This is a genomic window from Kitasatospora sp. NPDC001159, assembly GCF_053598235.1.
Window position 1 is genome coordinate 1 of the sequence record NZ_JBSFJV010000090.1, and the last position, 23230, is coordinate 23230.

Consider the following 23230-nt stretch of genomic DNA (forward strand, 5'->3'; position numbering starts at 1 on the left):
TGACACTTCCCCTCGATGGACGATCCGTCCAGTAGTACCTGCGCCGCCTCGCTTCCGACGGCCGGAAGGCAGGCGACCTTCGGGGCGGCCTACTGTCTTTGGGGAGCCATGATTGGGTGCGGCGAGGAGGGGCGTCGTCCTCGGCGCCCTGGCTCCGGTCACGATCGGTGCCGACGGCGCGGGCGGAGTGGAGTCCCACTGCAGCGGGGTCGGCGCGTGCAGCTGACCAGTCGATCCCTGGGCACGAGCTCCCCGTTGCTGTGCTGCATGTCGCCTGGAGTGAGCACTACCTGGGTCTGTGGCGGTTCGACGGCTTGGGCCGCCGCGTGTTCGAAGCCGACCTACGCAGGCTGGAGCCGAGCCGGCTGTTCCTGCGTCACCTGGGCGAGTGGCGATACGAGCAGGCGGATCTCCCTGAGCTCTCGGACGAGGCATTGAGGCGGACCATCGATCTGTACCCGGACGGGAAGAACAGTCAGGGCGTGTACCCACGCGGGCGGCGCGGCGGATCGAGGCATACGCTGGTCGACCTGCCGTGTGACCAGTGGTGGCTGCCGGTCCCGGAATTCGGGCGCTGGGAAAGCCTGTTGGCGGCACCCCAGTTCGGGCTACAGGGAACGTTCAAGCTCGTGGAGGAGACTGCGGACATCGCAATGCGGCCGGCGACTGGTGCTGCGGAGCCTTTCGGCTGGCGGCCGCCGGTGCCGGCGGCCGCGCCCTGGCCCGAGGAGTTGTTCACCCCCAACTTCAAGTTCACGCATCCGCATCGGTCGGAGCCGCTCACCATCGAGCCGGTGAGAACGGTGACCGAGATCGCCGTGCCGACAGGGCAGCTGGTGGTCTGCGACCCCTCGTACCTGCCCACCGGCACGGAGGGTGACCTGCTGGTGATCGAAGTTCCGCCCGGTGTCTACCCGGTGCAGGAAACCGGCGCCAGCTACGAGGACGAAATGTTCGGCGACCGCTTCACCGCCCGCGACACGTATGCCGTGCGTCTGCTGGTGAGCCAGGAGCCGACTACCCGGTGGACGATGGCAGTCCCGCCAGGCAAGGACGTGAGGCTGCTGCGTGACGGGCAGTACTTCGGCTTCGGCGTCGACTCCGCCACGGGCTGTTTCGTCGACTCCACCGCGCGAACCGAACTGGGCCGCCGCTACATGCGGGCCCTCACCTCCGGCGGCGGCGAAGGCGTCCACGACACCGAAGACGGCTACAGCAAGGTGACCGACGACGCTACCGGGGCCGAGCTGGTCACCTTCATGTTGGGCGGAGACGGCGTCTACCCGGTCTGGGTGGGACGCGACGACACAGGTGACGTCACGGCGGTCGTAGTGGCGGACAGCTTCGAAGTCGGCTGTCTGGAACCGTTGACCCCATGAGCCGGGGCATCAAGCTGCGAGTACGTGGCCCCGATCCGACCAGGCGGTCGCCTCGTCGTACATCGTGCCGGTCTTGATACAGCCGTGCAGGATGCCGACGAGCCGGTTGGCGAGTTGGCGCAGGGCGGCATTGAATTCGATGCCGCGGGCCCGTTGCTTCTTACGGCCGCCACCGGGTGCCAACGCTTGACCGCAGCGGACAGCCCCGGCCCCATGCGCGGATCGCAGAAGAGGACGGTCTAGTTGTCGCCTCGGTGTCCGTCGCGGACCACCGCTAACCCGCCGACCCGGGTCGTGGTGCGCCGGGCGCGGCGATCCGTGGCGCGTCGGTCGGATGCGGATCGTCCGCGGTGAGCCCGAGCGCGGCGACGATCGCGGCGCGCTCGTCCGGTGCCGGGTGACGCAGCGCGACGAGGCCCTGGTCGAATCACACCTCGATGCCGGCGGGGCGGCGGATCGCGACGGTGTCGAACGTGCGCCCGCTGGTGTGTTGGCGGTCGTTCAGCTCGCCCAGCGCGGTGCGGGTCAACCGGACGGCCTGCGCGGCAACGGTGCCGTGGCCGCAGCCGGACAGTTCGACGGTGGCGGTGAAGAATCGGACCGGCCAGCCACCGTCCGGCGTCCGCCCCGGGCCGAGGAACGCCGCGTGCGAGGTGCCGGCCGCAGCAGCGACCGCACGCCGGTCCGCGTCCGTCGCCGCCGGGTCGTCGTCGGTGACGGCCATGGGGCTGCCGCCCCGGCCGTCGCGCCGCACGCCTGCATCAACCACCGTGACATCCGGCCAGGACATCGGCCCACCTTTGACGCTCAACGAACCGGCAACCGCGAACGACGTTCCGCCGATAGCCGGACCTGGCCGCAACGGCCGACCGAACGCGTCCCGGAGCGTACCGTCCTGCCTCAGCCGGTGCCGTCCTGCACCGGATAGTGGATGATGACCGCACCGCCGGTGGCGTAGTTGGCGACATCGGCGGCCACCCGCTGGCCTTGCGGCGACGCCCGCGCCGCGGCCATGGCGGCGGCGTCAGCGAAGTCGCCTTCGAAGACCGCGAAATACGGCGCTTCTCCCTTGGTCGCCGCCACGTCGAAGCTGTAGCGCCACGCAAGCAGGCCGGGCAGATTCATGACCAGTGGAAGGTGGTTGGTCACGTAGTAGTCGCGGAAGTGGTCAGGGTCGGCGGGCTTGGAATATAGGACCACCAACTTATGCATGACGACCTCCGTCCAGAGACTAGACCATAACACTCCGGGTGACCTGGGAGCTCCTGCTAAGAACCAGGGACGACACGGAACGGTTCGGATCGCCTCAAGATCCGATGCACTGTCATCGGCTCCGGAAGGGGCCGTGTTGCTAGTAGGGCTTGGTCGAGACCACCAGACGGTCCGTGCCCGCAAGCGAAGACGGAATGGGTGTAAGGAAACTGAACCAGTGGTTGAAGCCCCGTGAGTCGTCAGCGGCCTGCCGAACCTGGTGGATGGGCCGCGCCGCGGTGCTGGAGAGTTCTCTATCCGGTGACCTCTCCTCTCCTGTCGCCTCTATCCCGTGGGCGCCGGGAGGCCCGGACCAAGACTGCGATGTGCGGTCCGTGGCGATGCCGCCGGGGTAAAGCTGGGCACCGAAGCCGTCGCAGAGATCCTCAGTGAACGTGGGAAGCGACTTGGCATCGCCCTCCCCGCCCGGCAGCCGGCCGGGCGGCGGGCAGGCGCGACGCTCGCCGATGATGCCGGGTCGTGGCGGAGTCGCCGTAGTACTCCGAGGACGGGAAAGCCGTCCGCATGGGAAAGGGCGACAGCGTGATGGCAGCAGGGGTGCTGTCGGGGAGGGACGTTGTTGAACAACGACGCGCCGCCGCAGTCGTGGCCGAGCATCTTCGCGGCCGAGCGGCGGGTACTCGATCATCAGCTCAAGCTGCACCGATGGGCAAGGAGCGATCCGGATCGCCGGTTCGCTGACGTATTCAACTTGATCTGCGACCGGGCCACGCTGTTGGTGGCCTGGGAGCGGGTGTCCGGCAACCGGGGTGCCAGGACAGCGGGCGTGGACGCGGTCACCCGCTACCGCGTCGAGGAACGCCTGGGAGTGATCCCGTTCCTGGAGGAGCTTCGCTCCTCGCTCAGGGACGGGACGTTCCAAGCGCTTCCGGTCAAGCAGGCGGTGATCCCCAAGAAGAACGGCAAGGTTCGTTACCTGGGGATTCCGACTCTGCGCGACCGGGTCGCGCAGATGGCGCTCAAGCTGGTCCTGGAACCGATCTTCGAAGCCGATTTCTACCCGTCCGGCTACGGGTAGGCCAGGACGTCGGGCCCAGGATGCCATCGCCGAGATCCACCACCTCACCAGCAGGCCGTCGAACTACGAATGGGTCATCGAGGGCGATATCAAGGCCTGCTTCGACAACGTCGATCACCACGTCCTGATGGACCTGGTGGCCGAGTGCATCAAGGACCGCAAGGGGTCCTGCGACTGGTCAGCGCATTCCTGCGGGCCGGGGTTGTCGAACTGCACGGTGGGCTCGCGGAGACCCTCACCGGGACTCCGCAGGGCGGGGTCGCCTCCCCGCTGCTGGCCAACATCTACCTCTCCGTCCTGGACCGGCACTTCGCCCGGATCTGGGACGAGGAGATGTCCCCGGCCTGGCGTCGGCAACACCGGCGCCGACGGGGACTGCCGAACTTCCGGCTGGTCCGATACGCGGATGACTTCGTCGTGCTCGTGCACGGCACGAGGGAGGACGCGGAAGCGATCAAGACAGAGATCGGCATACTGCTGGCCGACAGGCTGAAGATGACCCTCTCGGAGGAGAAGACCCACATCACCCACATAGACGACGGCTTCGTCTTCCTCGGCTTCCACATCCAGGCGAAGACCCGGGGCGACGGTCGCCGCGTCGTGCTCACCCCGCTGCTGCGCGGCGTAGACCATCGCCGCCAAGATCGCGATGCGTTTCGCGGCCCCGTAGTCGCCCAGCGCCGCGGCATCGCCCGCCTCGCCCTCCCCGGCGAAGTCGGCGATCTTCGACGGGGCGATCCCCTCCCACCAGGCCCGCGCGTCACCGAGGCTATCGACCCAGCGCAGATGATCGATCTGCAGCCGATAGTTGGTCTACGACGGCCGCGGCGCGGTCCGCTTCAACCGGTTGTAGTCGCTCTTGGCGCCCGGACCGCCCGCTGTGACGAGCAGGCTGGCCCAGGTGCTCGGCCCGAAGCACAGCTTGGATCTTGGCGGCCTTGTCGGGGATGTTGCGCCGGCGGGCGCGCTTGAGGGCCGCACCTATCTGCGTGGTCGTCAGCTTCGCCGCAGCCGCCGGATCGGGTGCCTTGGCCAGCAGCTCCAGGGTGTCAGGGGCGTCCAGGTCATCGAACGCCTCCAGAGCGGCGGGGAAGTAGTCGAGCAAGGCGTGCCGCAGCCGCTGCGTGGTGCGGGTCCGTTCCCAGATCAGGGTCTTATGTGCGCGCGTCACGACCTTGACCGCCTCGGCGTCGGCGGTGTCCCCGGATATCGGGCGGAGCTGGTGGGAATCGGTGCGCACCATGTCGGCGAGCATGTGTGCGTCGGCCGCGTCACTCTTGGCTCCCGACACCGCCAGGCGCTCCCGGTACCGGGATGCCTGCAGCGGGTTGACCGCGTACACCGTGTAGCCGGCGGCGATCAGCGCCTGCACCCACGGGCCGCGATCGGTCTCGATCCCGATCACCACCTCGGCCTTGCTGTCCTCCCCGAGCTCGGCACCGATCATCGCGTGCAATCGCTCAATCCCTGCCACGCCCTCCGGCAGCCGAGCCTTGGACAGCCGGCGGCCCGTGGCGTCCACCAACTCGACGTCGTGGTGGTCCTGGGCCCAGTCATCCCCAACGAACAGCAACTTGTCCTCCGTCAATGACCTCGATCGGCAGTAGCCCGCAGGAGAACCATCAGCGACCTAATAAGGCTGTGCTCACGCCGCAACCGGGCGGGCACGACATCCCATCAGCGATTTCGCTCCGGGCCGACCGGCAGGGGCACGATCTGTCAACAGGACTCGAAGTCCAGGGAAAAGAGAGTGCTCACCTGCCGGCGGCTACCGGGCACCGAGTCTGCCGGATGGAGCCTCGGTAGGTCCTATTAGGGAGCGCCAGATCCCGTGTCACTTGGCGCGGGGCGCCATTGCCCGGCGCGGGTGCCCGATCCGTGTGCCGAGGGTGCTGTGGCACCATGCCCGGGGAGTCGACTTTTCCGTGGAGAGGAACAGCCATGTCCGAGACCGTCACGCGCCCCGTCGGGGAGCCCGTCTTCCGTGTTGCGACCCTCGCCGACGTCCCGGCGCTGGTCGAGCTGGTCGAGTCCGCCTATCGGGGGGAGGCCAGCAAGGCCGGCTGGACCACCGAGGCGGACCTGCTGGACGGGCAGCGCACCGACCCCGAGGGCGTCGCCGAGGCGGTCCAGGACCCGGACGGCGTGGTGCTGCTGGTCGAGCGCGACGGCGAACTGGTCGCCTGCTGCCAGCTGGAACGGCGCTCGGACCGCGCCTACTTCGGCATGTTCTCGGTGCGCCCCACCCTGCAGGGCGGCGGGATCGGCCGGGTGGTGTTGGCCGAGGCGGAGCGGGTGGCCCGGGAGGAGTGGGGCGTCGGGCTGCTGGAGATGAAGGTGGTCGAGCAGCGCAGCGAGCTGATCGCCTGGTACGAGCGGCGCGGATTCCGCCGCACCGGCGTCTACAGCCCGTTCCCGTACGGGGACGAGCGCTTCGGCATCCCGCTCCGGCCGGACCTCCGCTTCGAGCAGCTGACCAAGGAGCTGAAGGCGGTCTGAGGTGGTCGGAGACGCGTGGAGGGTGGTCGAGGGAGCTCATTTGTTGATCGTTTGATGGCCGGATGTCCGACTGGCGGGTCGCCAACTCGCTGAGCTGGGGTGATGCGGAGATGTCACGCCTCGTTCATGATTGGTCCAGGCCAATGTGAGAGGCTGGGGGCGCACGGCAAGGTTCCGTCCGATGCCCAGGGGGCCATTCCGCATGCCCGTCCTCCATGGCACCGCCATGCCCGCACCCGACACCGGTCCGCACCGGAGGCCCGCGGACCCCGACCTCCGCCTACCGAGTCCACCCGACGACGAGGAGCTCTACTGGTACTTCGGCCCCTGCCCGCAGCCGCCACCGTCCTGGTCGCCACCGCCGCCGCCGGCGGTGCGCTGCTCGACCCGCTGCACGGCACCGACCTCGCCCGCGACCTGATCGCCGCCGCCGGGCAGTTCGCCAACTGGCGCTTCGTCGGCCAGCAGACCGAGTACCTGGCCGCCGAACGCGGCCCCAGCCCGCTCCAGCACTTCTGGTCACTGGGCGTGGAGAACCAGTTCTCCCTGCTGTGGGGGTGCTGCTGCTCGGACGGGCGGGGCTGGCGGCCGTGCTCGCGCCGGTCCTCCTGTACGACCGCGACACGCCGTTCCCCGGTGCGGCCGCGCTGCTGCCCGTGCTCGGAACAGCCGCCGTACTGCTCGCCGGCCCGTCCGACCGGGTCGTCGGCGGACTGCTCGGCAGCCGGCCGCTGCGTGCCGCCGGGCGCCTCTCGTACGCCTGGTACGTGTGGCACTGGCCGGTGCTGACCATCGCCCAGGCCCGGTTCGGCGCGCTGCCGTGGACCACGCTGGTCGCGCTCACCGCGGCCAGCACCCTGCCCGCCTGACTCACCCTGCGACTGGTCGAACAGCCGTTGCGGTACGGCAGCAGCCCGGCACCACGGCGCGGCCTCGCGGTCGGCGCCAGCGCCCTGGTCATCCCGCTGATCGCCGCCCTCACCCTCGGCGGCACCCCCTCCAGCCGCGCCGTCGCACCGGCCGGGGCCTCCGACGGACCCACCCTGCTCGCCTCCGGCACCCGGGTACTCGGCCTCACCCCCTCGCTGGCCCGCGCCCGCGAGGACTTCCCGCGGCACATCACCGACACCCTGGCGCAGGTGCTGGCACCGCGGCTGGACAAGGGGCTGCTGGGCGCGCCGTGATTCGGTCGAGCCGCCGGGCCGCCGGGGCGCGGGCTCCGGCGGCCCGACCAGTGGCCGGTCATGGCACCCCGCTCAGGGGCGGGGGAGCTCAGCCGTAGATGCTGCGGCAGAGACGGGCCTGTTCGGAGCCGGTGGGCCAGCGGCCGATGCGTTCGGCCCGGTCACAGATGGTGCCCGGGCCGAAGGTGGGGACCGAGGCGCCCGGGGTCGGCGGGGCGGGGCGGGTGGAGGGGCGCGGGTGCGGGGTATGGCCGGGCTTCGGACGGGCACCGGCCGTGGGGTGCTGGGCGTCGGACGGCTCCGGGGCCGCCGTCTGGACCGTCGGCTCGCCCGCGCCGCCCAGCTGGGCGATCTCCGGGCCGGGCGACGGCAGCGGCGAGGGCGCGGGCGCCGCGGCCGGTGGGGAGACCGGCGGCAGGCCCGACGGGGTGGCGGTGGAAGGCGAGGCACCCGGCAGGGCCACCGCGCGGACGTCGTCGTCCGAGCCCGGCCCGCACATCACCAGGACGGCGGCCAGCACCGCGAGCGTCCCGCCCGCCGCGGCCGCCCACACCTTCCGGGAACGGCGCGGCGGCGGCTCCGGCACGGGCGCGAAGGGCACGCCCGGCGGGGGAGGAGCGGGGACCGGAGGCGGCTGCCAGGCGTTCGAAGGCCACTGCCACTGCTCTCCGGTGGGCTGCCCAGTCATGTCCTCGTCCTTCCAGCGTTCCCCCCGTCGTACGTTGCCGTGCTCAACGAGTGCGCCGACGCCGGGACATGACCCGGAAGAGGGGTCTGAAGGGGCGCTGATTGCCACCGAGCCACATGCTGGGGGTCATGGAGACCAACAGCACGACCGCACCCCTGGTCGAGGTGGCCGAGTTCCGGACCGACAGCCGCTACCGACTCGTCCACTTCGAGGGCCACGGCTGGGAGCCGCTCGCCCCCGAGGAGTTCGAACCCCGCATCCACCAGCTCTTCCCCGGCCTCGACCCGCGGGATCCGGTCAAGGTGCACTGGGCCGACCGTCCCTGGGAATGGCCGGCCTGGCACCCCGGTGAGGCCTGAGCCAGTGATCACCGAGCGCCCGTTCGCTACGCTTTCCGGGTGAGCGTGGATCACTTCTGGCGCCGCTTGCCCGGGCAGGCCGTGGACACCTGCTCGCCGGAGCAACTCGGCGAGCTGGTGCCGCGCCATCGCGACGTGCGGTACGACCGGCTCGCCGCCGCCGGACTCGCCCTCGGCGTCCGGCAGACGGCCGTCCTGATGGAGCTCGCGCTCACCGAGAACGGCCTGCACCCCGACCCGGCCGCCCGGCTGCCCGTGTACGGCGGCACGCGCCGGGAGCCCGGCACCGACATGCCGGTGCTGCGCCCCGAGCAGGTCGCGGCCGCCTCCCTGTTCCTGCGCGACTCGGCGCTCGGCGAACTCGTGCGCCAGCAGGACACCGTGCTCGCCCGTACGGTCGCGAAGCTCGACTACCCGACGCCCTGGTCCGAGTCCTGGGCGGCACGGGTGGTCGGCGACCTGCGCGAACTGCGGGACTTCTTCGCGGGCGCGGCAGCGGCCGGCGACGCGGTGGTCGTCCGGGAGGCCGAGTGAGCGAGCACAACGAGGCGGGCGCATGACCAGGCCGGCGAGCACAGCCGGGTACGGCGAGGCGGCGGAGCAACTCGCCGTCCAGTACGAGGGTGTGACCTTCGCCGAGGTCCACCGCTCGCTGCTGCACCTCTACCCGGCCCCGCCCGCCGTCGTCCTCGACATCGGCGCGGGCACGGGACGTGACGCAGCCGCCCTCGCCGCCCTCGGCCACCGGGTGGTGGCGGCCGAGCCGACGCCCGAACTGCGGGCCGTGGGGAAGCGGTTGCACGCCGGGTCGGGCGTGCGGTGGGTGGCGGACGCGCTGCCTACGCTCCCCCTGCTGGGCGCCGAAGGCGGGCGTTACGACCTCGTGCTGCTCACCGCCGTCTGGATGCACCTCGCGCCGGCCGAATGCCCGCCCGCGATGGACGCCCTGGCCCGCCTGCTGGCCCCCGGCGGCCGCGTCGCCCTCACCCTCCGCCACGGGCCCGTCCCGCCCGGGCGCCGCATGTTCGACCTACCGCCCGAGCACACCATCGCCCTCGCGGCGGCGCGCGGCCTGCACCTGCTGCACCAGGGCGGTCGCCCGGACCTGCACGGACGCGAGGGCGTTCGGTGGACGGAGCTGGTCTTCGAGCGGGGGCGGTAGTCTTCCTGTCCTCGGTTCCGGGGGTCCGGTGGCTTCGGCGGCGCGCAGACCAACACGTCTCCGCTGCGGAGGAGTTCCTCGTGCCGAGTCCGAACGAGGGCGTCCGCAACGAGGTATCGGGGGGGATGCCCGGGCTCCCACCAGGCCGCGGAGGAGGTCCAGGAGCGGTTCAAGCGCCGGGACTTCCCCGGTCCGAGACGGGATCGGGAGTTCCGCGGCTTCGGCTGTCTGCCTCGGTGCCACCGTCGGCGAGTGGATCGTCCGGAGCCAGGGAGCGGATGCGTGGTATCGGTGAGGGGAGCAGCCAGAGCAGCGACAGTGCTCCTCCGACGGCGGACGTGATCAGGGTGCTCCTGAGTCCGACGAGGGTGGCGAGCATGCCTCCGACGACGGCGCCGAGGGGGCGTATGCCGTAGTTCACCGTGCTGTAGGCGCCGGCCACGCGACTGCGCATGCCGTCGGGTGTCACCGCGGCTTGCAGGGAGTTGAGGTTGACATCGAACAGCATCACGCCGATTCCGGCGAGGAACTGTGCAAGGCCCAGGGCCCCTGCGCGGGCCCATGTGGGACCGCTCGCGGTGGCGGCGATTGCGATGGGGGCCGGGAAGAGTACGGCGCCTGCTGCGATGCTGCGTCCCACGCCGATCCATCGGGAGATCTTCGGGGCTATCACCGCGCCCGCGAGAGCTCCGGTTGATCCTATGCCGAATGCCAGCCCGATGGTTCCCGCGGAAAGGCCGAGCACCTGGACGGCGAACAGAACGGTCAAGCCGGTGCTCGACACGAAGGTGAAGAAGTTGAGGGTCGTCGCGCAGCCGAGGCTCGCCCGCAGTACCGGGTGACGAACGACGAAGACCAGCCCCTCTCCGGCCCGCCGCAGCAGCGAAGGCCCTGCCGTCTCCCCGGCGGCGATGGCTGGTTCGTCGACCCGGATCGGCCCGAGCAGAGCGGCCGAGGCCAGGAAGGACAGGGCATCGGCGATCACAGCGACGGGCGCGGTCAGGACCTGAACGAGAGCACCGCCCACGGCAGGGCCGACGACGAAGGAAGCGGATCGGCTGGCGCTGAGCTTGCTGTTCGCGTCGACGTAGGACGAGCGTGGCACGAGGTGGGCGAAGAAGGGCGGATAGGCGGTGTTGAACAGCACCGCCGCGGCGCCCGTCAGCAGCGCCATGACGTACAACTGGAGAAGCGTCACCGTGCCCAACAGGTATACGGCGGGCAGGGTGAGTAGCACGCACGCGCGTATCAGATCGGCGAGGATCATCAGACGGCGCTTGTGGACGCGCTGGTCGACCCAGGCGCCCAGCACGATGGCGAGAAGATTCGGGGCCCAGGCAAGCGCGGTCAGCCATGCGACCTGACTGGCCGAGGCGTGCAGCGCCGCCGCGGCGATCAGGGGTAACGCCAGCTCGGAGATCCGGTCGCCGAACTGCGAAACCGACTGCCCGGCCCAGAAGCGGACGAAGCGCCGATCCCGCCACAGTGATATCGAGGGGGCCGTGTCCTGTGGGGAGTTCATGCCGTGTCGCCCTTCCGCTCCTCGGCGGCCTCCGGCAGGACGTAACGCAGCAGCCGGACGCCACGGCTGCCGCTCGGCCGCTGCGCCGGGTCGCGCGTCACATAGGGCGCGAGGACGCTTTCGATCGCGTCCTCGATGGCCGCGAGTTCCTCGGGGGACACCACGACGCGGGTGTTCGCCACTCCTGCGGGCTTGCGCCACACCTGATCGAGTTCGGGTTCGGTCTCGGTCACCCACCGCTGCGGGAGGTCGGCGGAGCGGGCGAACATCTCCCGGGACAGCACCCGTGCGGCGGACTGGCCCTCTTCGTCCTCCGGCATCTCGAATCGGAAACCCCGTGCCACAGCCTCCCACCGCCGCTCCCGGCGGTCCGTTCCGGCCTCGGCGTCGCGGACCAGCCCGAAGCCCGCCAGGTGGCGCAGGTGCCAGCTGGTCACGGACGGGGTGGCTCCGACATCCGGTGACAACTGCGTCGCCGTCGCCGGCCCGTGCCGTTGCAGACGCTCGAGGATCGCAAGCCGTACTGGATGCGCCAACGCTCGCATGGCCTTCGGGTCAGTGATCTCGATATCGCCCAGGCGATTCCCATGCTCCATGTTGTGAGAGTATTCTCTCACAAAGCGTGAGAGTCAACTCTCACACATTGCCCGATGTCGGTGCTGGGCGGTTGGCTCTTGGACTCTCCGATCCTCGGGCCCTCAGATCCGCAGCTCGGGCGGGAAGCCCGTCCAGCGCAGTTCCTCCGGCAGGTGGCCCTGGTCGTTGAGCAGCAGTACCGCGGACGGGCGGCCGGGGGCGAAGCGGAGGACGGTCAGGGCGGCGTTGGCGGCGGTGAGGCCGAGCCAGCGCCAGGTGGGGGCGTCGACGGTGTGGCGGATCAGCCAGCCGACCAGGAAGGCGTGGGTGACGACCAGTTCGTGGCGCTCCTCCGTTCCCGCCGCCGGGCCGGTGAACCGGGCGACGGCCCGGCGGGCCAGGTCCTGGCCGTCCGCGGCCTCCTCCGCCGTGGTGTCGGAGAGGAAGCGCAGCAGGAACTCGGCGCTGTCCTCGGGCAGTTCGTCGCGCGGCGGCAGGTACGGAACGTAGTCCCCGGCCTCCGCGCAGGCCGACACCGCCACCCCGCCGCCCAGTTGCTCGCCGATCAGCCGTGCGGTCTGCGCAGCCCGAGGCAGCGGGCCGTGGTGCACCGCGGTGATGGGCCGGTCGGCCAGCCGCCGTCCGAGGAGGACGGCCTGGCGGCGGCCGGCGGCGGTGAGGCCGCTGTCCTCCGTGGCGGCCTCGCCGTGGCGGGCGAGGTAGAGGTAGCGGGTGGCGGTGTCGGTCATGCTGCGGGGCTCCTCAGGGAAGGGTGATGTGACGGAGCGACGCAGGCGGGGCGGTGATGGTTCCGGTCAGCCGGTGTGGGCCTCGTCCAGCAGGGCGAGTTCCTCGGAGGTCAGTTGGAGGGCGCCGGCGGCGATGTTGTCCTCGAGGTGGGCCACGTCGCCGGTGCCGGGGATGGCGAGGACGTGCGGGCCGCGGTGCAGGGTCCAGGCGATCCGGACCTGGGCGGTGCTGATTCCGCGGGCCCGGGCGACCGCCTGGACCTGGGCGGCTTCGGTCTCGCCGGCGCCGCCCTCCCGCGCGGCGCCGGCGATGGCGTAGAAGGGGACGAAGGCGATGCCCTGGTCGCCGCAGAGTCGCAGCAGCTCGTCCTGTTCGGCCGAGGCGCCGATGCCGTACGGGTTCTGGACGCAGACCACGGGGGCGATGGCCTGGGCCTCGGTGAGTTGGTGCGGGTGGATGTTGGACAGGCCGAGGTGGCGGATCAGTCCTTCCTGGCGCAACTCGGCGAGGGCACTGAAGCGTTCGGCGACCGAGTCGGTGCCGAGGATGCGCAGGTTGACCAGGTCGAGGTGGTCGCGGCCGAGTTGGCGCAGGTTCTGCTCGACCTGGGCGCGCAGCCGTTCGGGGGTGCGGGCGTGTTCGGCCCACCGGCCGTCGAGGTCGCGGGCAGGGCCGACCTTGGTGGCGATCACCAGGTCGTCGGAGTACGGCGCGAGTGCCCGGTTGATCAGCTCGTTGGCGGAGCGCAGCGGGGAGAAGTAGAAGGCAGCGGTGTCGATGTGGTTGACGCCCAGTTCGACGGCGCGGCGCAGCACTCGCAGGGCCTGGTAGCGGTCGCGCGGCACGGCGTCGGGCACGAGCGCGCGGCCGGTCTGCGGCAGGCGCATCGAGCCGAAGCCGATCCGGTGGACGGTGCGGTCGCCGAGGGCCCAGGTGCCGGAAGCGGTGGCGGTCACAGTGGTGTCGGAAGTCATGCCAGTCATGATCGTGACTGCACTAGCCTGATCACCACTGATTCGAGAATGTGCGAATCCACGGGGGTGGGCGTTGGCGGCCGAGCTGCTGTTCACGGCGGGTGACCTGGCGCGGATGCGGTTCGCGGTCTCGCCGATGTGGGAGGTCGGCCCGAGCCTGCGTCTGCTGCGCTCCGGCCTCCCGCACGCCGTCCACCGGCCGTGGGCGCAGCAGGTGCGGCCCCGGCTGGCGGCGCTCGGTCCGGTGTACGGTCTGCTCGCCGAGCTGGTACCGCCGGCCGGCTATGTGCCCGACTTCGTCAACCCGGCTCCGGCCGGACCCGCGCCCACCCTGGCCGAGGAGCTCGCCGCGATCCGGGCCGCCCCGGTGGGGCAGGTGCGGCGCGACCTCGACCGGCTGGCGGAGGAGCAGGGCCAGCTCGGGCCCCGGCTGCGGGCGCTGCACGCGGATCCGGCGGCCGGGCTGGCCCGGCTGACCGAGGCGGTCGAGGCGTACTGGGAGCTGGCGCTCGCGCCGTACTGGGCGAGGATCCGGGCCGTGCTGGACGCGGATGTGCTGCACCGGGCCCGGCAGGCCGCCGAGCACGGCGCCGCGCGGGTGCTGAACGACCTGCACGCGGAGCTGCGCTGGACGGAGGACACCCTGCGACTGCGCCACCGCACCCGCCCGCTGCCGCGTCGGACGGCGGGGGCGGGCCTGCTGCTGATCCCGTCGGCCTTCACCGGTCCGGGCCTGTACACCCGGCTCGGTCGGCCGGACTCGTCAGGCCCACAGCACCCGTCAGCTCCGCCGGACCCGCCGCAGCTCGCCTACCCGGCGCGCGGGATCGGCGGCCTCTGGGCGGCCGTCGCGCCGACGCCCGGCACCGAGGCGCTGGCGGGGGTGCTCGGCCGCTCCCGCGCCCTGCTGCTGTCCGAGCTGGCCGTCCCGGCCTCCACCACCGAGCTGGCCCGGCGCACGGGCCTGTCGCCCTCGGCCGTCTCGCAGTACCTGGCGGCGCTGCGCGACGCGCGCCTGGTGAGTGCCCACCGCGCCGGGCGCTGGGTGCTGTACGCCCGGACGGCCTCGGCGGAGGCGCTGTTGGCGCCGCTGGTTCCCCCGACTCCGAACGGCTGAATCACCCGATGGCCGCCGGCGTGGACGGCATCATCACCAACCGGCCCGCGGAGCTGGCGGTTGGGACGAGGCCCGGGCGCAGTTCGGCGGCGCCCGTTAGGCTGCCGGACGTGGACCGGGACGGCCCCGGTGATCGGACGGGACAGGGATGAGCGGGATCGACTGGGCGCACCTCGTCCTGGAACCGCAGGGCTCGCTGACCGCTTTCGGCGGCCGGCTCGTCCTCGACCTGGACACCCAGCTGGCCATGGTGGACGGCCGCGAGGCCCAGCTGACCCGTGCCGACGCCAAGCTGCTGCGCGGCCTGATCGAGCTGGGTGAGGGGGTGCACGACCCGCTCGCGATCCTGATGAGGGTCTACGGCATCTGGCTCGACCCGCGGGCACTGAACTTCCCGATGACCCTGCTGAAGACCAAGCTCGGCGAGCCGTACTGGATCGAGCAGACCGAGGCGGGCTGGTCCCTGTGTCCCCCCGGGCCTACTGCGTCTCCCCGGCCTACTTCGTCGTGAAGTCGCCAAGACGGCCCGGCCGGTCGGACGGTAGGTCAGCAGTGCCGCGCCCGAGCCGGTGATCCGCGACTCCGCCGGCTGGAAGGCGGTCGGCCGGCCGTCCTCCGGGAAGAGCCGCACGCCCGCGCCCAGTGCCACCGGCGCGACCAGCAGGTGGTACTCGTCGATCGGGTCATGACCCATCAGGGAGCGCGCCAGCGCCCGGTTGCGGTGGATCTGCAACTCGCCGTCGCCGCCGAGCCCCTCCTTCAGCCGGTGGAGGACATCGCGGCCTTTCGGGTGGGTGAGCCGATCCGCCGTCCGGGCTGATGGCTGCGCCCCCGGCGGGGCCGCCGGTCGCATACTGACCGCATGACGAGCGGAGACGGTGGCCGGGGCACGGGTCGGCGCGGACTGCTGCGGGCGGGTGCGGCGGCGGTGCTGCTGGGTGCGGCGGGGTGTTCGAGCGGGGGCAAGCCCCAGGCTTCGACGAGTTCGGGCTCGGCGCCGGCCGGAACGCGCACGTCGGCCGAGGCACCCACGCCGAGCGTTACCGGGACGCCGACGTCAATCCCGACCCCGCTGCCCAACCCCCCGCTCTGGCAGCCCGGACCCGGCGAGATCCAGCCCGACGTCAAGCGCCGCGCCGTCGAGCTGGTCGCCGTGCTCGGGGCCTGGCCGCCCGGCGGGCAGGGCGCGGAGGCGGCCCGGGGCCGGGTGGCGGCGCTGGGCCTGCCGCCGGGGCTGGCGGACCAGGCCGGGCCGCTCGCCCCGGCGGCGGCCGAGGCGAGCCTGGAGGTGATCGACGCCCAGTACGGCGGGATCCTGGCCGACTCGGCGAGCGTGCTGGTGGTCTGCCGTCAGTGGACCAGGGCCTCCGACGGCTCGGTGGCCGAGGGCGGCACCACCGTGGACGTGCGGCTGAGCCGGGCCGAGCCGCGCTGGGCCGTCACCGCGCTGCACCCGGGGGAGCCGGGTCCGGCGGCGGCCTCGCCCTCCTCGGCGGTGGCCCGGGTGCTGGCCGAGCCGGGGATCGAGTTGCCGCCCGCGGCGGCGGCCGACCTGCGCAGCGGCGCCGTCCACGACAGCGTGCTGGAGGCGATGCTGCGGCTGGCCGGCCCGTACACGCTGTCGGTGAGCGTGGTGCGCAGCGGACACCCGCTGGACGTCTTCGGGACGACCCGGCCCAGCGACCATCCGCTGGGCCGGGCCTTCGACGTCTGGCGGATCGACGGCCGGCCGGTGGTGGACCCGGCCACGTCCCGGCAGCTGGTCGAGTCCTTCATGCGGGACGCGGCGGCCGCCGGTTCCTACAACGTGGGCGGGCCGGTGGCGATCGAGGGTGTCGGCAACCAGTTCTTCACCGACGACACCCACCACGACCACGTCCACGTCGGGTTCAACAGCTGAGCCCGGGGCGTCAGTTGACGCCGACCGCGCTCCAGGCCGCGGCGACCGCGCCGTACTCGGCGCTGCCGGCGCCGTAGAGGTCGCGGGCGGCGTTGAGCGAGGCCGCGCGGGCGCCCTTGTAGGTGGTCGTGGAGGTCATGTAAACGGTCAGCGCGCGGTACCAGATCTTGGCGACCTTCTGGTTGCCGATGCCGGTCACAGTGGAGTTGTTGCAGGTGGGGCTGTTGTAGGCGACGCCGTTGACGGTCTTGCTGCCGCTGCCCTCGCTGGCCAGGTAGAACCAGTGGTTGCCGACGCCCGAGGAGTAGTGGACGTTGAGCTTGCCTACCGAGCTGCTCCAGCAGTCGGCCGAGTGGCCGTCCAGCGAGGGCTTGTCGAAGCGGCGCAGCCACGGCGGGGTGGACTGGTCACTGAACAGGTAGTCGCCGGTGTCGATCTTGTTGTTGGCGTACCACTCGACCATGGTGCCGAAGATGTCGCTGGTGGACTCGTTGAGGCCGCCGGACTCGCCGCTGTAGCGCAGGTTGGCGGTGGCGCTGGTGACGCCGTGGGTCATCTCGTGGCCCATGGTGTCGAGGTCGACCTGCTCGGGGTCGGTGCTGCCGTTGCCGTCGCCGGTCATCATGCAGAAGCAGCTGTCGGACCACTGGGCGTTGTCCCAGTTGGTGCCGACGTGGACGAAGACCGTGGCGCCCTTGCCGTCGTTCTTGATGCCGTTCCGGCCGTGCACGTTCTTGTAGTAGTCGTACGTCCAGGCGGTGTTGGCGTGGGCGTCGACGGCGGCGGTGGCGCGGTCGGTGGAGAACTTCCTCCCGTCGCCCCAGACGTTGGTCGTGCTGGTGAAGGCGGTGCCGGAGGTCGCCTTGACCGAGCTGGCGGAGAGGTTGTTGGCGTCCTTGGTGACGTGGCCGCGGACCGGGTCCGTGAGGGTGTAGCCGCCGCTGACCGGGGTGGTGTCGACGGTGACCGTGCCGGTGTACTCCGAGTTCCCGGTGCCGGAGGCCTGGTGTTCGGCGTCGTAGGACTCGATCTGCGCGCCGGTGGTGGCGTCGGTGACGACCACTTTGCCGGCCGGTTCCCCGTGCTCGCCGCTGCCCTCGACGACGGTGCGCCAGGCGAGGCGCGGGGTGCCGTCCGCGGCCCAGACGACCAGCTCGGGGGTGCTGACGGCGTCCTTGACGGCGGGGGCGGCGGCGATCGCGTCGGCGGCGCCGGACTGGGCGGGCACCTTGGGGACGGTGGACTTCACGGCGGCGTCGTGGGCGGCCGCACGGGAGGTGTCCTTGAGCCTGCCGCGGGCGTCCTGGTGGACGACCAGGTCGCCGCCGACCACCGGCAGGCCCCGGTAGGTGCGGTCGAAGCGGACGTGCGAGGCGCCGTCGGCGTCGAGCACGACGTCCTTGAGCACGAGGTCCTGGCCGGCGCCGAAGCCGAACACCCCCGCGTTGTGGGTGACGTTGGCGCGGGCCTGGGCTATCGCGGCCTCACGCGTGCCGGGGGCGGCGGAGGCCGTGGTGGTGGGGATCGCGACGGCGGCGAGGGCGGCGACGACCGCGACGGCTCCGGCCGTGCGGGCACGGCGGGAGGAGGAGGTGGGGCTCACTCGGACTCCAGTGGGGGTAGCTGCAGGGAAAATAGCTGCGACCGAGATTGACGGCGATCAGTCAGATTCAGCTAGGGGAAAGGTCATAACTTTGCCAAGTTGTGTCCTAGTCAGATCAAAAATGATCGGAAGTTAACAAGCTTTCTACGCTGCCGTCGTGACGATCGACTATCCGGCGACCGACTACCAGTGGCGCGGCGCCCTCACCGACCCCGAACTCGACACCCTGCACGCGGAGGGCTTCGGCCACCCCGTCCACCCCGGCGGCTGGCTCGCCCGGCTGGAGCGGCACAGCCTCGGCTGGGTCACCGCCCGCCGTGTCGCCGACGCTGCCCTGGTCGGTTTCGTCAACCTCGCCTGGGACGGCGGCGCCCACGCCTTCCTGCTCGACACCGTCGTCTCACCGCGGGCCCGGCGACAGGGCATCGCCACCCGCCTGGTCGCCGAGGCCGCCGACGGCGCCCGCGCGGCCGGCTGCGCCTGGCTGCACGTCGACTACGAGCCTCAGCTGCGCGCCTTCTACCTCGACGCGTGCGGCCTGCAGCCCACCGCTGCGGGGCTGTTGGCACTGTGACCCGCGCGTTCTAGGCTTCCACCCCATGGACGGATGGGTGGGGGCCTGGACCGGCGGGCGGGCGGCGGTCCACATCGGCAACGTCGCGGACTTCAACGCGCAGTTCTTCGCCCCGGGCATGGACGCGACCCAGCGCGTCCGGCGACTGCGACAGGCGCACCACTACGCCTGCCTGGCGGCCTGCTACAGCCCGGAACCGGCGCTGCTGGTGCTGCCCGCCGAGCTCGACCGGGAGTGGACCGACTGGCTGGCCCGGGAGTTGGACTGGGGTCCGGTCGAGGTGCACAGCGGGATGGCGGGCGGCCGGACGGTGGCCGAGGCGCTCGCCGACCGGCCCGCACTTGCCGCGCGGATTGCCGGCTCCGGCCGCCCGGTGGTCCGTTGGGGCCGCACCGTGGCGGACGAGGACGGGCCCGAGCTGGCCGCCGTCCGTCGCTACGAGTCCAAGGCCGCCGCGCACGAGCTCTTCGCGGCCCTCGCGCCCGAACACCCCGGGATCACCATCCCGGAGCAGGAGCGCCCGGATGGCCGGCGCCGGGCCGCTCGCCGGCTCACCGCCCGCGCCGCCCGGGGCCTGACCACCGTGCTGAAGAGCCCGCACGGCGTCGGCGGCTACGGCACCATCGTGGTCGAGCCCGCCGACCTGTTCGCCGCCGGCGGTGGCGGCGCCCTGCTGCGCCGCCTGGTCCGCTCCGAACTCCTGCCGCCCCAGGGTGAATTGCTGCTGGAGCAGTACATCGACCCGGGCCCGGCCGCCCGACTGCGCGACCTCACCCACGACGCCGTGGTCGGCCCGGACGGCACCGTCCACCCGGTCGGCGCGGGCGTCATGGACGTGGCCGGCACCCGCTACCAGGGCGCCACCGTCGGCCCCGGCGCGGTGCCGCGGTCCACCGCCGAGACGGCCCGCGGCTTCGCCCTCGCGGTGGGGGAGCGGCTGGCCGCCGAGGGTTACCGCGGCTGGTACGACGTCGACTTCGTCACCGACCGGCAGCGCCGGCTCGCCCCCACCGAGATCAACCTGCGGCTCACCGGCCCCGCGGTCGCCTTCATGCTGCGCGAACGCCTCGACCGGGTGCGGGGTCCGGGCCACCTGGTCCGCACCGTGGACGCGATGCCGCTCGGCGCCCGGCTCGCCCCCGAGGCACTGCACGACCACCTCGACCGGCAGCGCCCGCGCTGCGCCCGGCTCGGCGTCACCCTGCTGCCGCTGATTCCGACGGCGGGCCACGACCCGGAGCCCGCCGTCGGCCTCGCCCTGGCCGGGCCGGACGCCGAGGCGCTGGACGCCGCGCAGGCGCTGCTCGCGGCGGCCAACCATGCGCTGACAGGGATGTTCGAGGCGCTTCGCTGACGTGTCGTCACGTCTCAGTTCGTGGGCGGGGCTTGCTCAGCAGGAAGATCACGACCACCACCGCGGCCAGCATCAGCGGGATGTTGAAGACGTAGACCATCGCCGTCTCGCTCGGCCAGTCCGTCGCCTCGGTCAGCCGGTAGAGGTTGTCCTGCGGCCACCAGGAGGCGAGCAGCCAGAACACCGAGAAGTGGGTGAGCAGCGACAGGCGGAGCGAGCGGCCCTGCCGCAGCACCGCCGGCAGGCCGAGGAAGAGGAAGGCCAACCCGGCGCCGAAGGCGGCGCACTCGGTGAAGTAGAGGACTCCGAACCAGAAGTGGTACTCGGGGGGCACCGCCGAGAGGTCCGTCGAACCGGGGAAGAAGACGTCGGTGGTGGCCCGGGTGAAGAGGGTGGTGACCACCGTGATGAAGAGTGCCAGGCAGCCCATCACCTCGTTCGTGCTGTTCGCCCCGCCCCCGCCCTTGCCGCCACCCTTCCTGCTGCCGCCCGCCTTCGCGGAGCGCGGCGCGGTGTGCTCCGGCGGGGCCGGCAACGGCAGCTTGGAGCGGTCCAGCTTGCCTGCCCGGGTGCGCGGCAGCTCCGGGACGGGGATCACGGCGGCGGGCGCCGAGAAGCCCTTGAGCTCCGTCAGCAGGTACTGGGTGAGCGACCAGCCGTCCACCCCCTCCGGGGCTCCCTGCACGGGCACCGCGTAGCCGACCATCAGCCGCTGTCCGGGCAGCGGCTCCACCTCGACCACGGCCGCCTCCTGCACCGCCGGGTGCGCCCGCAGCGCACCCTCCGCGCGGGCCGCCGCCTTGACCCGGGTGGCCACCGAGGTCGCCCGGTCCGCGCCGAGCGACCCGACCACCGTCGACGCCCGGCCGATGAACTCCAGTACGCCGTCCGCCCGGAGCAGGCCGAGGTCCCCGGTGAGCAGCACCCGCCCGTCCGGGTCGAAGTCGGCCCGGACGAAGCGGCGGGCGGTGTCCACCGGCCGGTTGAGGTAGCCGCGGCTCAGGCCGCTTCCCGCGATCGCGATCTCGCCGACCCGCCCGGGCGCCACCGGGGTGGCGTGCGACCCCAGGACGTACACCCGGGTGCCGGGGAAAGGGCGGCCGACCAGGGAGACCTGCTCGGCGCCCTCGGCGGCGGCCGCGCCGCGCACCTCGAAGTAGGTGCTGTCCACGGTGGCCTCCGCCAGACCGTAGACGTTCAGCACCCGGGTGCCCTCACCGAGCAGGCGCTGCAGGCCCAACTGCTCGTCCAGGTACCACTTCTCGGCGCCCACGGTGAGCAGCCGCACCCCGGGCAGCGAGCCGTTGGTCGCGGTCAGCAGGGCGGTGAGGCGGCGCGCGGTGCGGACGTTCAGCTCCATGACCGTGATCCGCTCCTCCGCCACCAGGGCGGGCAGGGCAGCCAGGTCGGCGGTGCGGTCCAGGGTCAGGTTGAACGGGGTGACCACCAGGGTCGCGCCGGTGCCCAGGGCGCGGACCCAGTCGGCGGTGTAGACGTCGAACTCCAGGCTCGCCGTCTGCAGGATCCGGTCCTCGGGCGATAGCGCGTACACCTCGCGCCAACCCGCGTACGCGGCCAGCAGGTTGCGGTGCTCGACCAGGGCGCCGGTGGGCAGGCCGGTGGAGCCGGAGGTGTAGAAGACGCAGGCGACGTCGCCCGCGGAGATCTCGGGACGAACGAACTCCCGCTGCGCCGGGGCGAGTTCGTCGACGCAGACCAGCTGCGCCCCGCCCGCGTCCGCAAGCCGCACCTGGTGGCGCTTCTCGGTCACCACCAGGTCGGGCGCCGAGTCACTCAGTACGTGCCGCAGCAGCGCGTCGGGCGCGGTCGGCTCCAGCGGCACGAACGCTGCACCGGCTTTGAGCACCGCCAGCAGCGCGACGTACACCTCGGTGCCCCGGCCCAGCGCGACCGCCGCCCGTCCGCCCGGGGCCAGCCCGCGCCTCGCCAGGTGGGCGGCCAGCCGGTCGGCCCGCGCGTCCAGCTCCCCGTACGTCAGCTCGCTGTCGCCGCAGAGCACCGCCACCGCCTCCGGCGCCCGGCGGGCCTGCCGCTCGACCAGCTCGTGCACCGTCGTGGCCGTGGGTTCGCCGTCCGTGGTCATCGAGTCCGCAGTCATCGATTCTCCCCCTCGTCCCCCTCGGAAAGGCACAATCCTCCTCCCAACTCCCCTCGGGCAACAGGGTTCTGGAAAGTCCACTCCTCGGACGTCCGGGGTCCGCCCCGGCCGGCGGTTGTACTGTGCACACGGACGGTCGGCGCCGGCCGGTCCGGTGCGGCGCCCCGCTCCGCCCCCTGAACCGGCACCGTGATCGGAGATCTGCACCATGGACGCGCCCTTCGACGGCCCGCTGCTGCGCACCCACGGCGTGGACGTCGTGCGCGACGGCCGCCACCTGCTGCACGGGATCACCCTGGAGATCCAGCCCGGCCAGCACTGGGCGCTGCTCGGCCCCAACGGCGCGGGCAAGTCCACCCTGCTCGCCCTCCTCGGTGCGGTTTCCCACCCCACCCGGGGCACGGTGGACGTGCTCGGCCGTCGGCTCGGCCGGGTGGACATCCGGGAGCTGCGCGCCCGCCTCGGGCACGTCAACCCGCGCCACCCGCTGCGCTCGCCGCTGACCGTGCGCGAGGTGGTGCTCACCGGGTACACCAACACCATCGAGCCGGAGTGGCACCGCAAGCCCCTCCCCCAGGTGGTGGAGCGGGCCGAGCAGCTGATCGAGACGCTCGGCATGGTCGCGATGGCCGACGCCCCGTGGACCACCCTCTCCCAGGGCGAGCGCGGCCGGGCCCTGATCGCCCGCGCGCTGATGCCCAGCCCCCGCCTGCTGCTGCTCGACGAACCCGCCACCGGGCTGGACCTGACCGCCCGCGAGCTGCTGCTGGACAGCCTGGACCTGCTGCGTCACCAGCACCCGGAACTGGCCAGTGTGCTGGTCACCCACCACCTGGAGGAGCTGCCGGAGAGCACCACCCACGCCCTGCTGCTGCGCGCGGGCGAGTGCGTCGCGGCCGGGCCGGTGGACGAGGTGATGACCACGGAGCTGATCAGCGAGACCTTCGGTCACCCGATCCGGATCTCCCGCCACGAGGGCCGCTGGACGGCCCGCGCCGCCGCCAGCCGCACGCCCGGGCGGTAGCCGCGGGCCCTCGCGATCGCTCGCGTGCCCGGGCGGCGACGGCCGGGGCGGCGGTTCGAGCCGGGTTCGAGGGGGGTGGGTATCGACGGTAAAGGGTTCTTACGTAAGGTATGCCTTAGCTAAATGCGGAGGCGTCGACCTGGTCGGCGCTTTACC

At 72.1% G+C, this 23230-nt stretch carries 27 protein-coding genes and 2 pseudogenes; 16 read left to right on the top strand and 13 right to left on the bottom strand.

Annotated elements, in window-relative coordinates; all coding sequences use genetic code 11:
- The first annotated feature begins 260 nt into the window (after window positions 1–260).
- A complete protein-coding gene (locus ACWC9T_RS32280) occupies window positions 261–1379 on the top strand; it encodes a DUF4241 domain-containing protein (protein WP_449824600.1) in 1119 nt (372 codons plus the stop codon).
- 9 nt (window positions 1380–1388) lie between these two features.
- Here the strand turns inward: ACWC9T_RS32280 and ACWC9T_RS32285 are convergent, their stop codons facing one another.
- The 3 genes from ACWC9T_RS32285 to ACWC9T_RS32295 all read right to left on the bottom strand — a co-directional run bounded on the left by ACWC9T_RS32285 (window position 1389) and on the right by ACWC9T_RS32295 (window position 2591).
- Window positions 1389–1562: a hypothetical protein gene (locus tag ACWC9T_RS32285; protein WP_449824601.1), complete on the bottom strand. Its 174-nt coding sequence runs from the start codon at window positions 1560–1562 to the stop codon at window positions 1389–1391.
- A 244-nt stretch (window positions 1563–1806) separates the two neighbouring features.
- The gene (locus ACWC9T_RS32290) at window positions 1807–2169 is read right to left on the bottom strand and encodes a PhzF family phenazine biosynthesis protein (RefSeq protein ID WP_449824602.1); all 363 of its coding nucleotides are present in this window, start codon (window positions 2167–2169) and stop codon (window positions 1807–1809) included.
- 110 nt (window positions 2170–2279) lie between these two features.
- Complete coding sequence (locus ACWC9T_RS32295) at window positions 2280–2591, bottom strand: EthD family reductase (RefSeq protein ID WP_354968862.1); 312 nt, start codon at window positions 2589–2591, stop codon at window positions 2280–2282.
- A 619-nt stretch (window positions 2592–3210) separates the two neighbouring features.
- On the opposite strand from ACWC9T_RS32295, the gene ACWC9T_RS32300 reads away from it, so the two are divergent.
- Window positions 3211–3669: a hypothetical protein gene (locus tag ACWC9T_RS32300; RefSeq protein ID WP_449824603.1), complete on the top strand. Its 459-nt coding sequence runs from the start codon at window positions 3211–3213 to the stop codon at window positions 3667–3669.
- A 69-nt stretch (window positions 3670–3738) separates the two neighbouring features.
- Window positions 3739–4176 (top strand): annotated as a pseudogene (locus ACWC9T_RS32305) (reverse transcriptase/maturase family protein); the annotation flags it as partial.
- A gap of 262 nt (window positions 4177–4438) precedes the next feature.
- Here the strand turns inward: ACWC9T_RS32305 and ACWC9T_RS32310 are convergent.
- Window positions 4439–5257 carry an IS110 family transposase gene (locus tag ACWC9T_RS32310; protein ID WP_449824604.1) on the bottom strand — a complete coding sequence of 273 codons (819 nt, stop codon included), beginning with the start codon at window positions 5255–5257 and terminating at the stop codon, window positions 4439–4441.
- A gap of 353 nt (window positions 5258–5610) precedes the next feature.
- On the opposite strand from ACWC9T_RS32310, the gene ACWC9T_RS32315 reads away from it, so the two are divergent.
- Entirely contained in the window at window positions 5611–6168 is a 558-nt protein-coding gene (locus tag ACWC9T_RS32315; protein WP_449824605.1) for a GNAT family N-acetyltransferase, read from the top strand.
- Window positions 6169–6477: 309 nt separating this feature from the next.
- Here the strand turns inward: ACWC9T_RS32315 and ACWC9T_RS32320 are convergent, their stop codons facing one another.
- Complete coding sequence (locus tag ACWC9T_RS32320; protein ID WP_449824606.1) at window positions 6478–6681, bottom strand: hypothetical protein; 204 nt, start codon at window positions 6679–6681, stop codon at window positions 6478–6480.
- Between the two features lie 44 nt (window positions 6682–6725).
- Between ACWC9T_RS32320 and ACWC9T_RS32325 the strand changes: the two genes are divergently transcribed.
- Together ACWC9T_RS32325 and ACWC9T_RS32330 are read left to right on the top strand one after the other, a co-directional pair.
- Window positions 6726–7037, top strand: coding sequence for a hypothetical protein (locus tag ACWC9T_RS32325; protein WP_449824607.1), 312 nt, complete (start codon window positions 6726–6728; stop codon window positions 7035–7037).
- Window positions 7038–7064: 27 nt separating this feature from the next.
- Window positions 7065–7352: a hypothetical protein gene (locus ACWC9T_RS32330; RefSeq protein ID WP_449824608.1), complete on the top strand. Its 288-nt coding sequence runs from the start codon at window positions 7065–7067 to the stop codon at window positions 7350–7352.
- Window positions 7353–7440: 88 nt separating this feature from the next.
- Here ACWC9T_RS32330 and ACWC9T_RS32335 read toward each other — a convergent pair whose 3' ends face one another.
- Window positions 7441–8040: a hypothetical protein gene (locus ACWC9T_RS32335; RefSeq protein WP_449824609.1), complete on the bottom strand. Its 600-nt coding sequence runs from the start codon at window positions 8038–8040 to the stop codon at window positions 7441–7443.
- Window positions 8041–8168: 128 nt separating this feature from the next.
- On the opposite strand from ACWC9T_RS32335, the gene ACWC9T_RS32340 reads away from it, so the two are divergent.
- The 3 genes from ACWC9T_RS32340 to ACWC9T_RS32350 are packed head-to-tail and all read left to right on the top strand — an operon-like array spanning window position 8169 to window position 9561.
- The gene (locus tag ACWC9T_RS32340; protein WP_355673472.1) at window positions 8169–8399 is read left to right on the top strand and encodes a hypothetical protein; all 231 of its coding nucleotides are present in this window, start codon (window positions 8169–8171) and stop codon (window positions 8397–8399) included.
- Window positions 8400–8438: 39 nt separating this feature from the next.
- Window positions 8439–8933, top strand: coding sequence for a hypothetical protein (locus ACWC9T_RS32345; protein ID WP_449824610.1), 495 nt, complete (start codon window positions 8439–8441; stop codon window positions 8931–8933).
- 22 nt (window positions 8934–8955) lie between these two features.
- The gene (locus ACWC9T_RS32350) at window positions 8956–9561 is read left to right on the top strand and encodes a class I SAM-dependent methyltransferase (protein WP_449824611.1); all 606 of its coding nucleotides are present in this window, start codon (window positions 8956–8958) and stop codon (window positions 9559–9561) included.
- 169 nt (window positions 9562–9730) lie between these two features.
- Here ACWC9T_RS32350 and ACWC9T_RS32355 read toward each other — a convergent pair whose 3' ends face one another.
- The 4 genes from ACWC9T_RS32355 to ACWC9T_RS32370 form a co-directional block, all read right to left on the bottom strand.
- Window positions 9731–11083, bottom strand: coding sequence for an MFS transporter (locus tag ACWC9T_RS32355; RefSeq protein ID WP_449824612.1), 1353 nt, complete (start codon window positions 11081–11083; stop codon window positions 9731–9733).
- On the bottom strand, window positions 11080–11679 hold the full coding sequence (locus ACWC9T_RS32360) for an ArsR/SmtB family transcription factor (RefSeq protein ID WP_449824613.1): 600 nt from the start codon (window positions 11677–11679) through the stop codon (window positions 11080–11082). The genes ACWC9T_RS32355 and ACWC9T_RS32360 overlap by 4 nt, the downstream gene beginning before the upstream one ends.
- Before the next feature lie 102 nt (window positions 11680–11781).
- Entirely contained in the window at window positions 11782–12408 is a 627-nt protein-coding gene (locus ACWC9T_RS32365; RefSeq protein ID WP_449824614.1) for a histidine phosphatase family protein, read from the bottom strand.
- Window positions 12409–12474: 66 nt separating this feature from the next.
- Complete coding sequence (locus ACWC9T_RS32370) at window positions 12475–13383, bottom strand: oxidoreductase (RefSeq protein ID WP_449824615.1); 909 nt, start codon at window positions 13381–13383, stop codon at window positions 12475–12477.
- Window positions 13384–13456: 73 nt separating this feature from the next.
- Here ACWC9T_RS32370 and ACWC9T_RS32375 point away from each other — a divergent pair, with 73 nt between their 5' ends.
- Window positions 13457–14500 (top strand): ArsR family transcriptional regulator, encoded by a 1044-nt coding sequence (locus ACWC9T_RS32375; RefSeq protein ID WP_449824616.1) that lies wholly within the window; start codon window positions 13457–13459, stop codon window positions 14498–14500.
- Between the two features lie 148 nt (window positions 14501–14648).
- Window positions 14649–15011 carry a hypothetical protein gene (locus ACWC9T_RS32380; RefSeq protein WP_449824629.1) on the top strand — a complete coding sequence of 121 codons (363 nt, stop codon included), beginning with the start codon at window positions 14649–14651 and terminating at the stop codon, window positions 15009–15011.
- A gap of 105 nt (window positions 15012–15116) precedes the next feature.
- Here the strand turns inward: ACWC9T_RS32380 and ACWC9T_RS32385 are convergent.
- Window positions 15117–15233 (bottom strand): annotated as a pseudogene (locus ACWC9T_RS32385) (dihydrofolate reductase family protein); the annotation flags it as partial.
- Between ACWC9T_RS32385 and ACWC9T_RS32390 the strand changes: the two are divergent.
- Together ACWC9T_RS32390 and ACWC9T_RS32395 are read left to right on the top strand one after the other, a co-directional pair.
- Entirely contained in the window at window positions 15186–15320 is a 135-nt protein-coding gene (locus tag ACWC9T_RS32390; protein ID WP_449824630.1) for a hypothetical protein, read from the top strand. The pseudogene ACWC9T_RS32385 and the gene ACWC9T_RS32390 overlap by 48 nt on opposite strands.
- Before the next feature lie 42 nt (window positions 15321–15362).
- Window positions 15363–16400 carry a hypothetical protein gene (locus tag ACWC9T_RS32395; RefSeq protein ID WP_449824617.1) on the top strand — a complete coding sequence of 346 codons (1038 nt, stop codon included), beginning with the start codon at window positions 15363–15365 and terminating at the stop codon, window positions 16398–16400.
- Between the two features lie 10 nt (window positions 16401–16410).
- Here ACWC9T_RS32395 and ACWC9T_RS32400 read toward each other — a convergent pair whose 3' ends face one another.
- Window positions 16411–18003: a M4 family metallopeptidase gene (locus tag ACWC9T_RS32400; protein WP_449824618.1), complete on the bottom strand. Its 1593-nt coding sequence runs from the start codon at window positions 18001–18003 to the stop codon at window positions 16411–16413.
- A 157-nt stretch (window positions 18004–18160) separates the two neighbouring features.
- On the opposite strand from ACWC9T_RS32400, the gene ACWC9T_RS32405 reads away from it, so the two are divergent.
- Both ACWC9T_RS32405 and ACWC9T_RS32410 read left to right on the top strand, forming a co-directional pair.
- Entirely contained in the window at window positions 18161–18577 is a 417-nt protein-coding gene (locus ACWC9T_RS32405) for a GNAT family N-acetyltransferase (RefSeq protein WP_449824619.1), read from the top strand.
- 25 nt (window positions 18578–18602) lie between these two features.
- A complete protein-coding gene (locus ACWC9T_RS32410) occupies window positions 18603–19931 on the top strand; it encodes a hypothetical protein (RefSeq protein WP_449824620.1) in 1329 nt (442 codons plus the stop codon).
- 7 nt (window positions 19932–19938) lie between these two features.
- On the opposite strand, the gene ACWC9T_RS32415 is transcribed toward ACWC9T_RS32410, so the two are convergent.
- The gene (locus ACWC9T_RS32415; protein WP_449824621.1) at window positions 19939–22050 is read right to left on the bottom strand and encodes an amino acid adenylation domain-containing protein; all 2112 of its coding nucleotides are present in this window, start codon (window positions 22048–22050) and stop codon (window positions 19939–19941) included.
- A 208-nt stretch (window positions 22051–22258) separates the two neighbouring features.
- Between ACWC9T_RS32415 and ACWC9T_RS32420 the strand changes: the two genes are divergently transcribed.
- Window positions 22259–23074, top strand: a complete 816-nt coding sequence (locus tag ACWC9T_RS32420) for an ABC transporter ATP-binding protein (RefSeq protein WP_449824622.1) — start codon at window positions 22259–22261, stop codon at window positions 23072–23074.
- The last annotated feature ends 156 nt before the right edge of the window (window positions 23075–23230 follow it).

Coding starts and splice junctions, on each gene's coding strand:
- ACWC9T_RS32290 (WP_449824602.1), bottom strand. CDS start 2,169: ATGTCCTGGCCGGATGTCACGGTGGTTGATGCAGGCGTGCGGCGCGAC.
- ACWC9T_RS32295 (WP_354968862.1), bottom strand. CDS start 2,591: ATGCATAAGTTGGTGGTCCTATATTCCAAGCCCGCCGACCCTGACCAC.
- ACWC9T_RS32315 (WP_449824605.1), top strand. CDS start 5,611: ATGTCCGAGACCGTCACGCGCCCCGTCGGGGAGCCCGTCTTCCGTGTT.
- ACWC9T_RS32335 (WP_449824609.1), bottom strand. CDS start 8,040: ATGACTGGGCAGCCCACCGGAGAGCAGTGGCAGTGGCCTTCGAACGCC.
- ACWC9T_RS32340 (WP_355673472.1), top strand. CDS start 8,169: ATGGAGACCAACAGCACGACCGCACCCCTGGTCGAGGTGGCCGAGTTC.
- ACWC9T_RS32350 (WP_449824611.1), top strand. CDS start 8,956: ATGACCAGGCCGGCGAGCACAGCCGGGTACGGCGAGGCGGCGGAGCAA.
- ACWC9T_RS32355 (WP_449824612.1), bottom strand. CDS start 11,083: ATGAACTCCCCACAGGACACGGCCCCCTCGATATCACTGTGGCGGGAT.
- ACWC9T_RS32360 (WP_449824613.1), bottom strand. CDS start 11,679: ATGGAGCATGGGAATCGCCTGGGCGATATCGAGATCACTGACCCGAAG.
- ACWC9T_RS32365 (WP_449824614.1), bottom strand. CDS start 12,408: ATGACCGACACCGCCACCCGCTACCTCTACCTCGCCCGCCACGGCGAG.
- ACWC9T_RS32370 (WP_449824615.1), bottom strand. CDS start 13,383: ATGACTTCCGACACCACTGTGACCGCCACCGCTTCCGGCACCTGGGCC.
- ACWC9T_RS32380 (WP_449824629.1), top strand. CDS start 14,649: ATGAGCGGGATCGACTGGGCGCACCTCGTCCTGGAACCGCAGGGCTCG.
- ACWC9T_RS32390 (WP_449824630.1), top strand. CDS start 15,186: ATGACCCATCAGGGAGCGCGCCAGCGCCCGGTTGCGGTGGATCTGCAA.
- ACWC9T_RS32395 (WP_449824617.1), top strand. CDS start 15,363: ATGACGAGCGGAGACGGTGGCCGGGGCACGGGTCGGCGCGGACTGCTG.
- ACWC9T_RS32410 (WP_449824620.1), top strand. CDS start 18,603: ATGGACGGATGGGTGGGGGCCTGGACCGGCGGGCGGGCGGCGGTCCAC.
- ACWC9T_RS32415 (WP_449824621.1), bottom strand. CDS start 22,050: ATGACTGCGGACTCGATGACCACGGACGGCGAACCCACGGCCACGACG.
- ACWC9T_RS32420 (WP_449824622.1), top strand. CDS start 22,259: ATGGACGCGCCCTTCGACGGCCCGCTGCTGCGCACCCACGGCGTGGAC.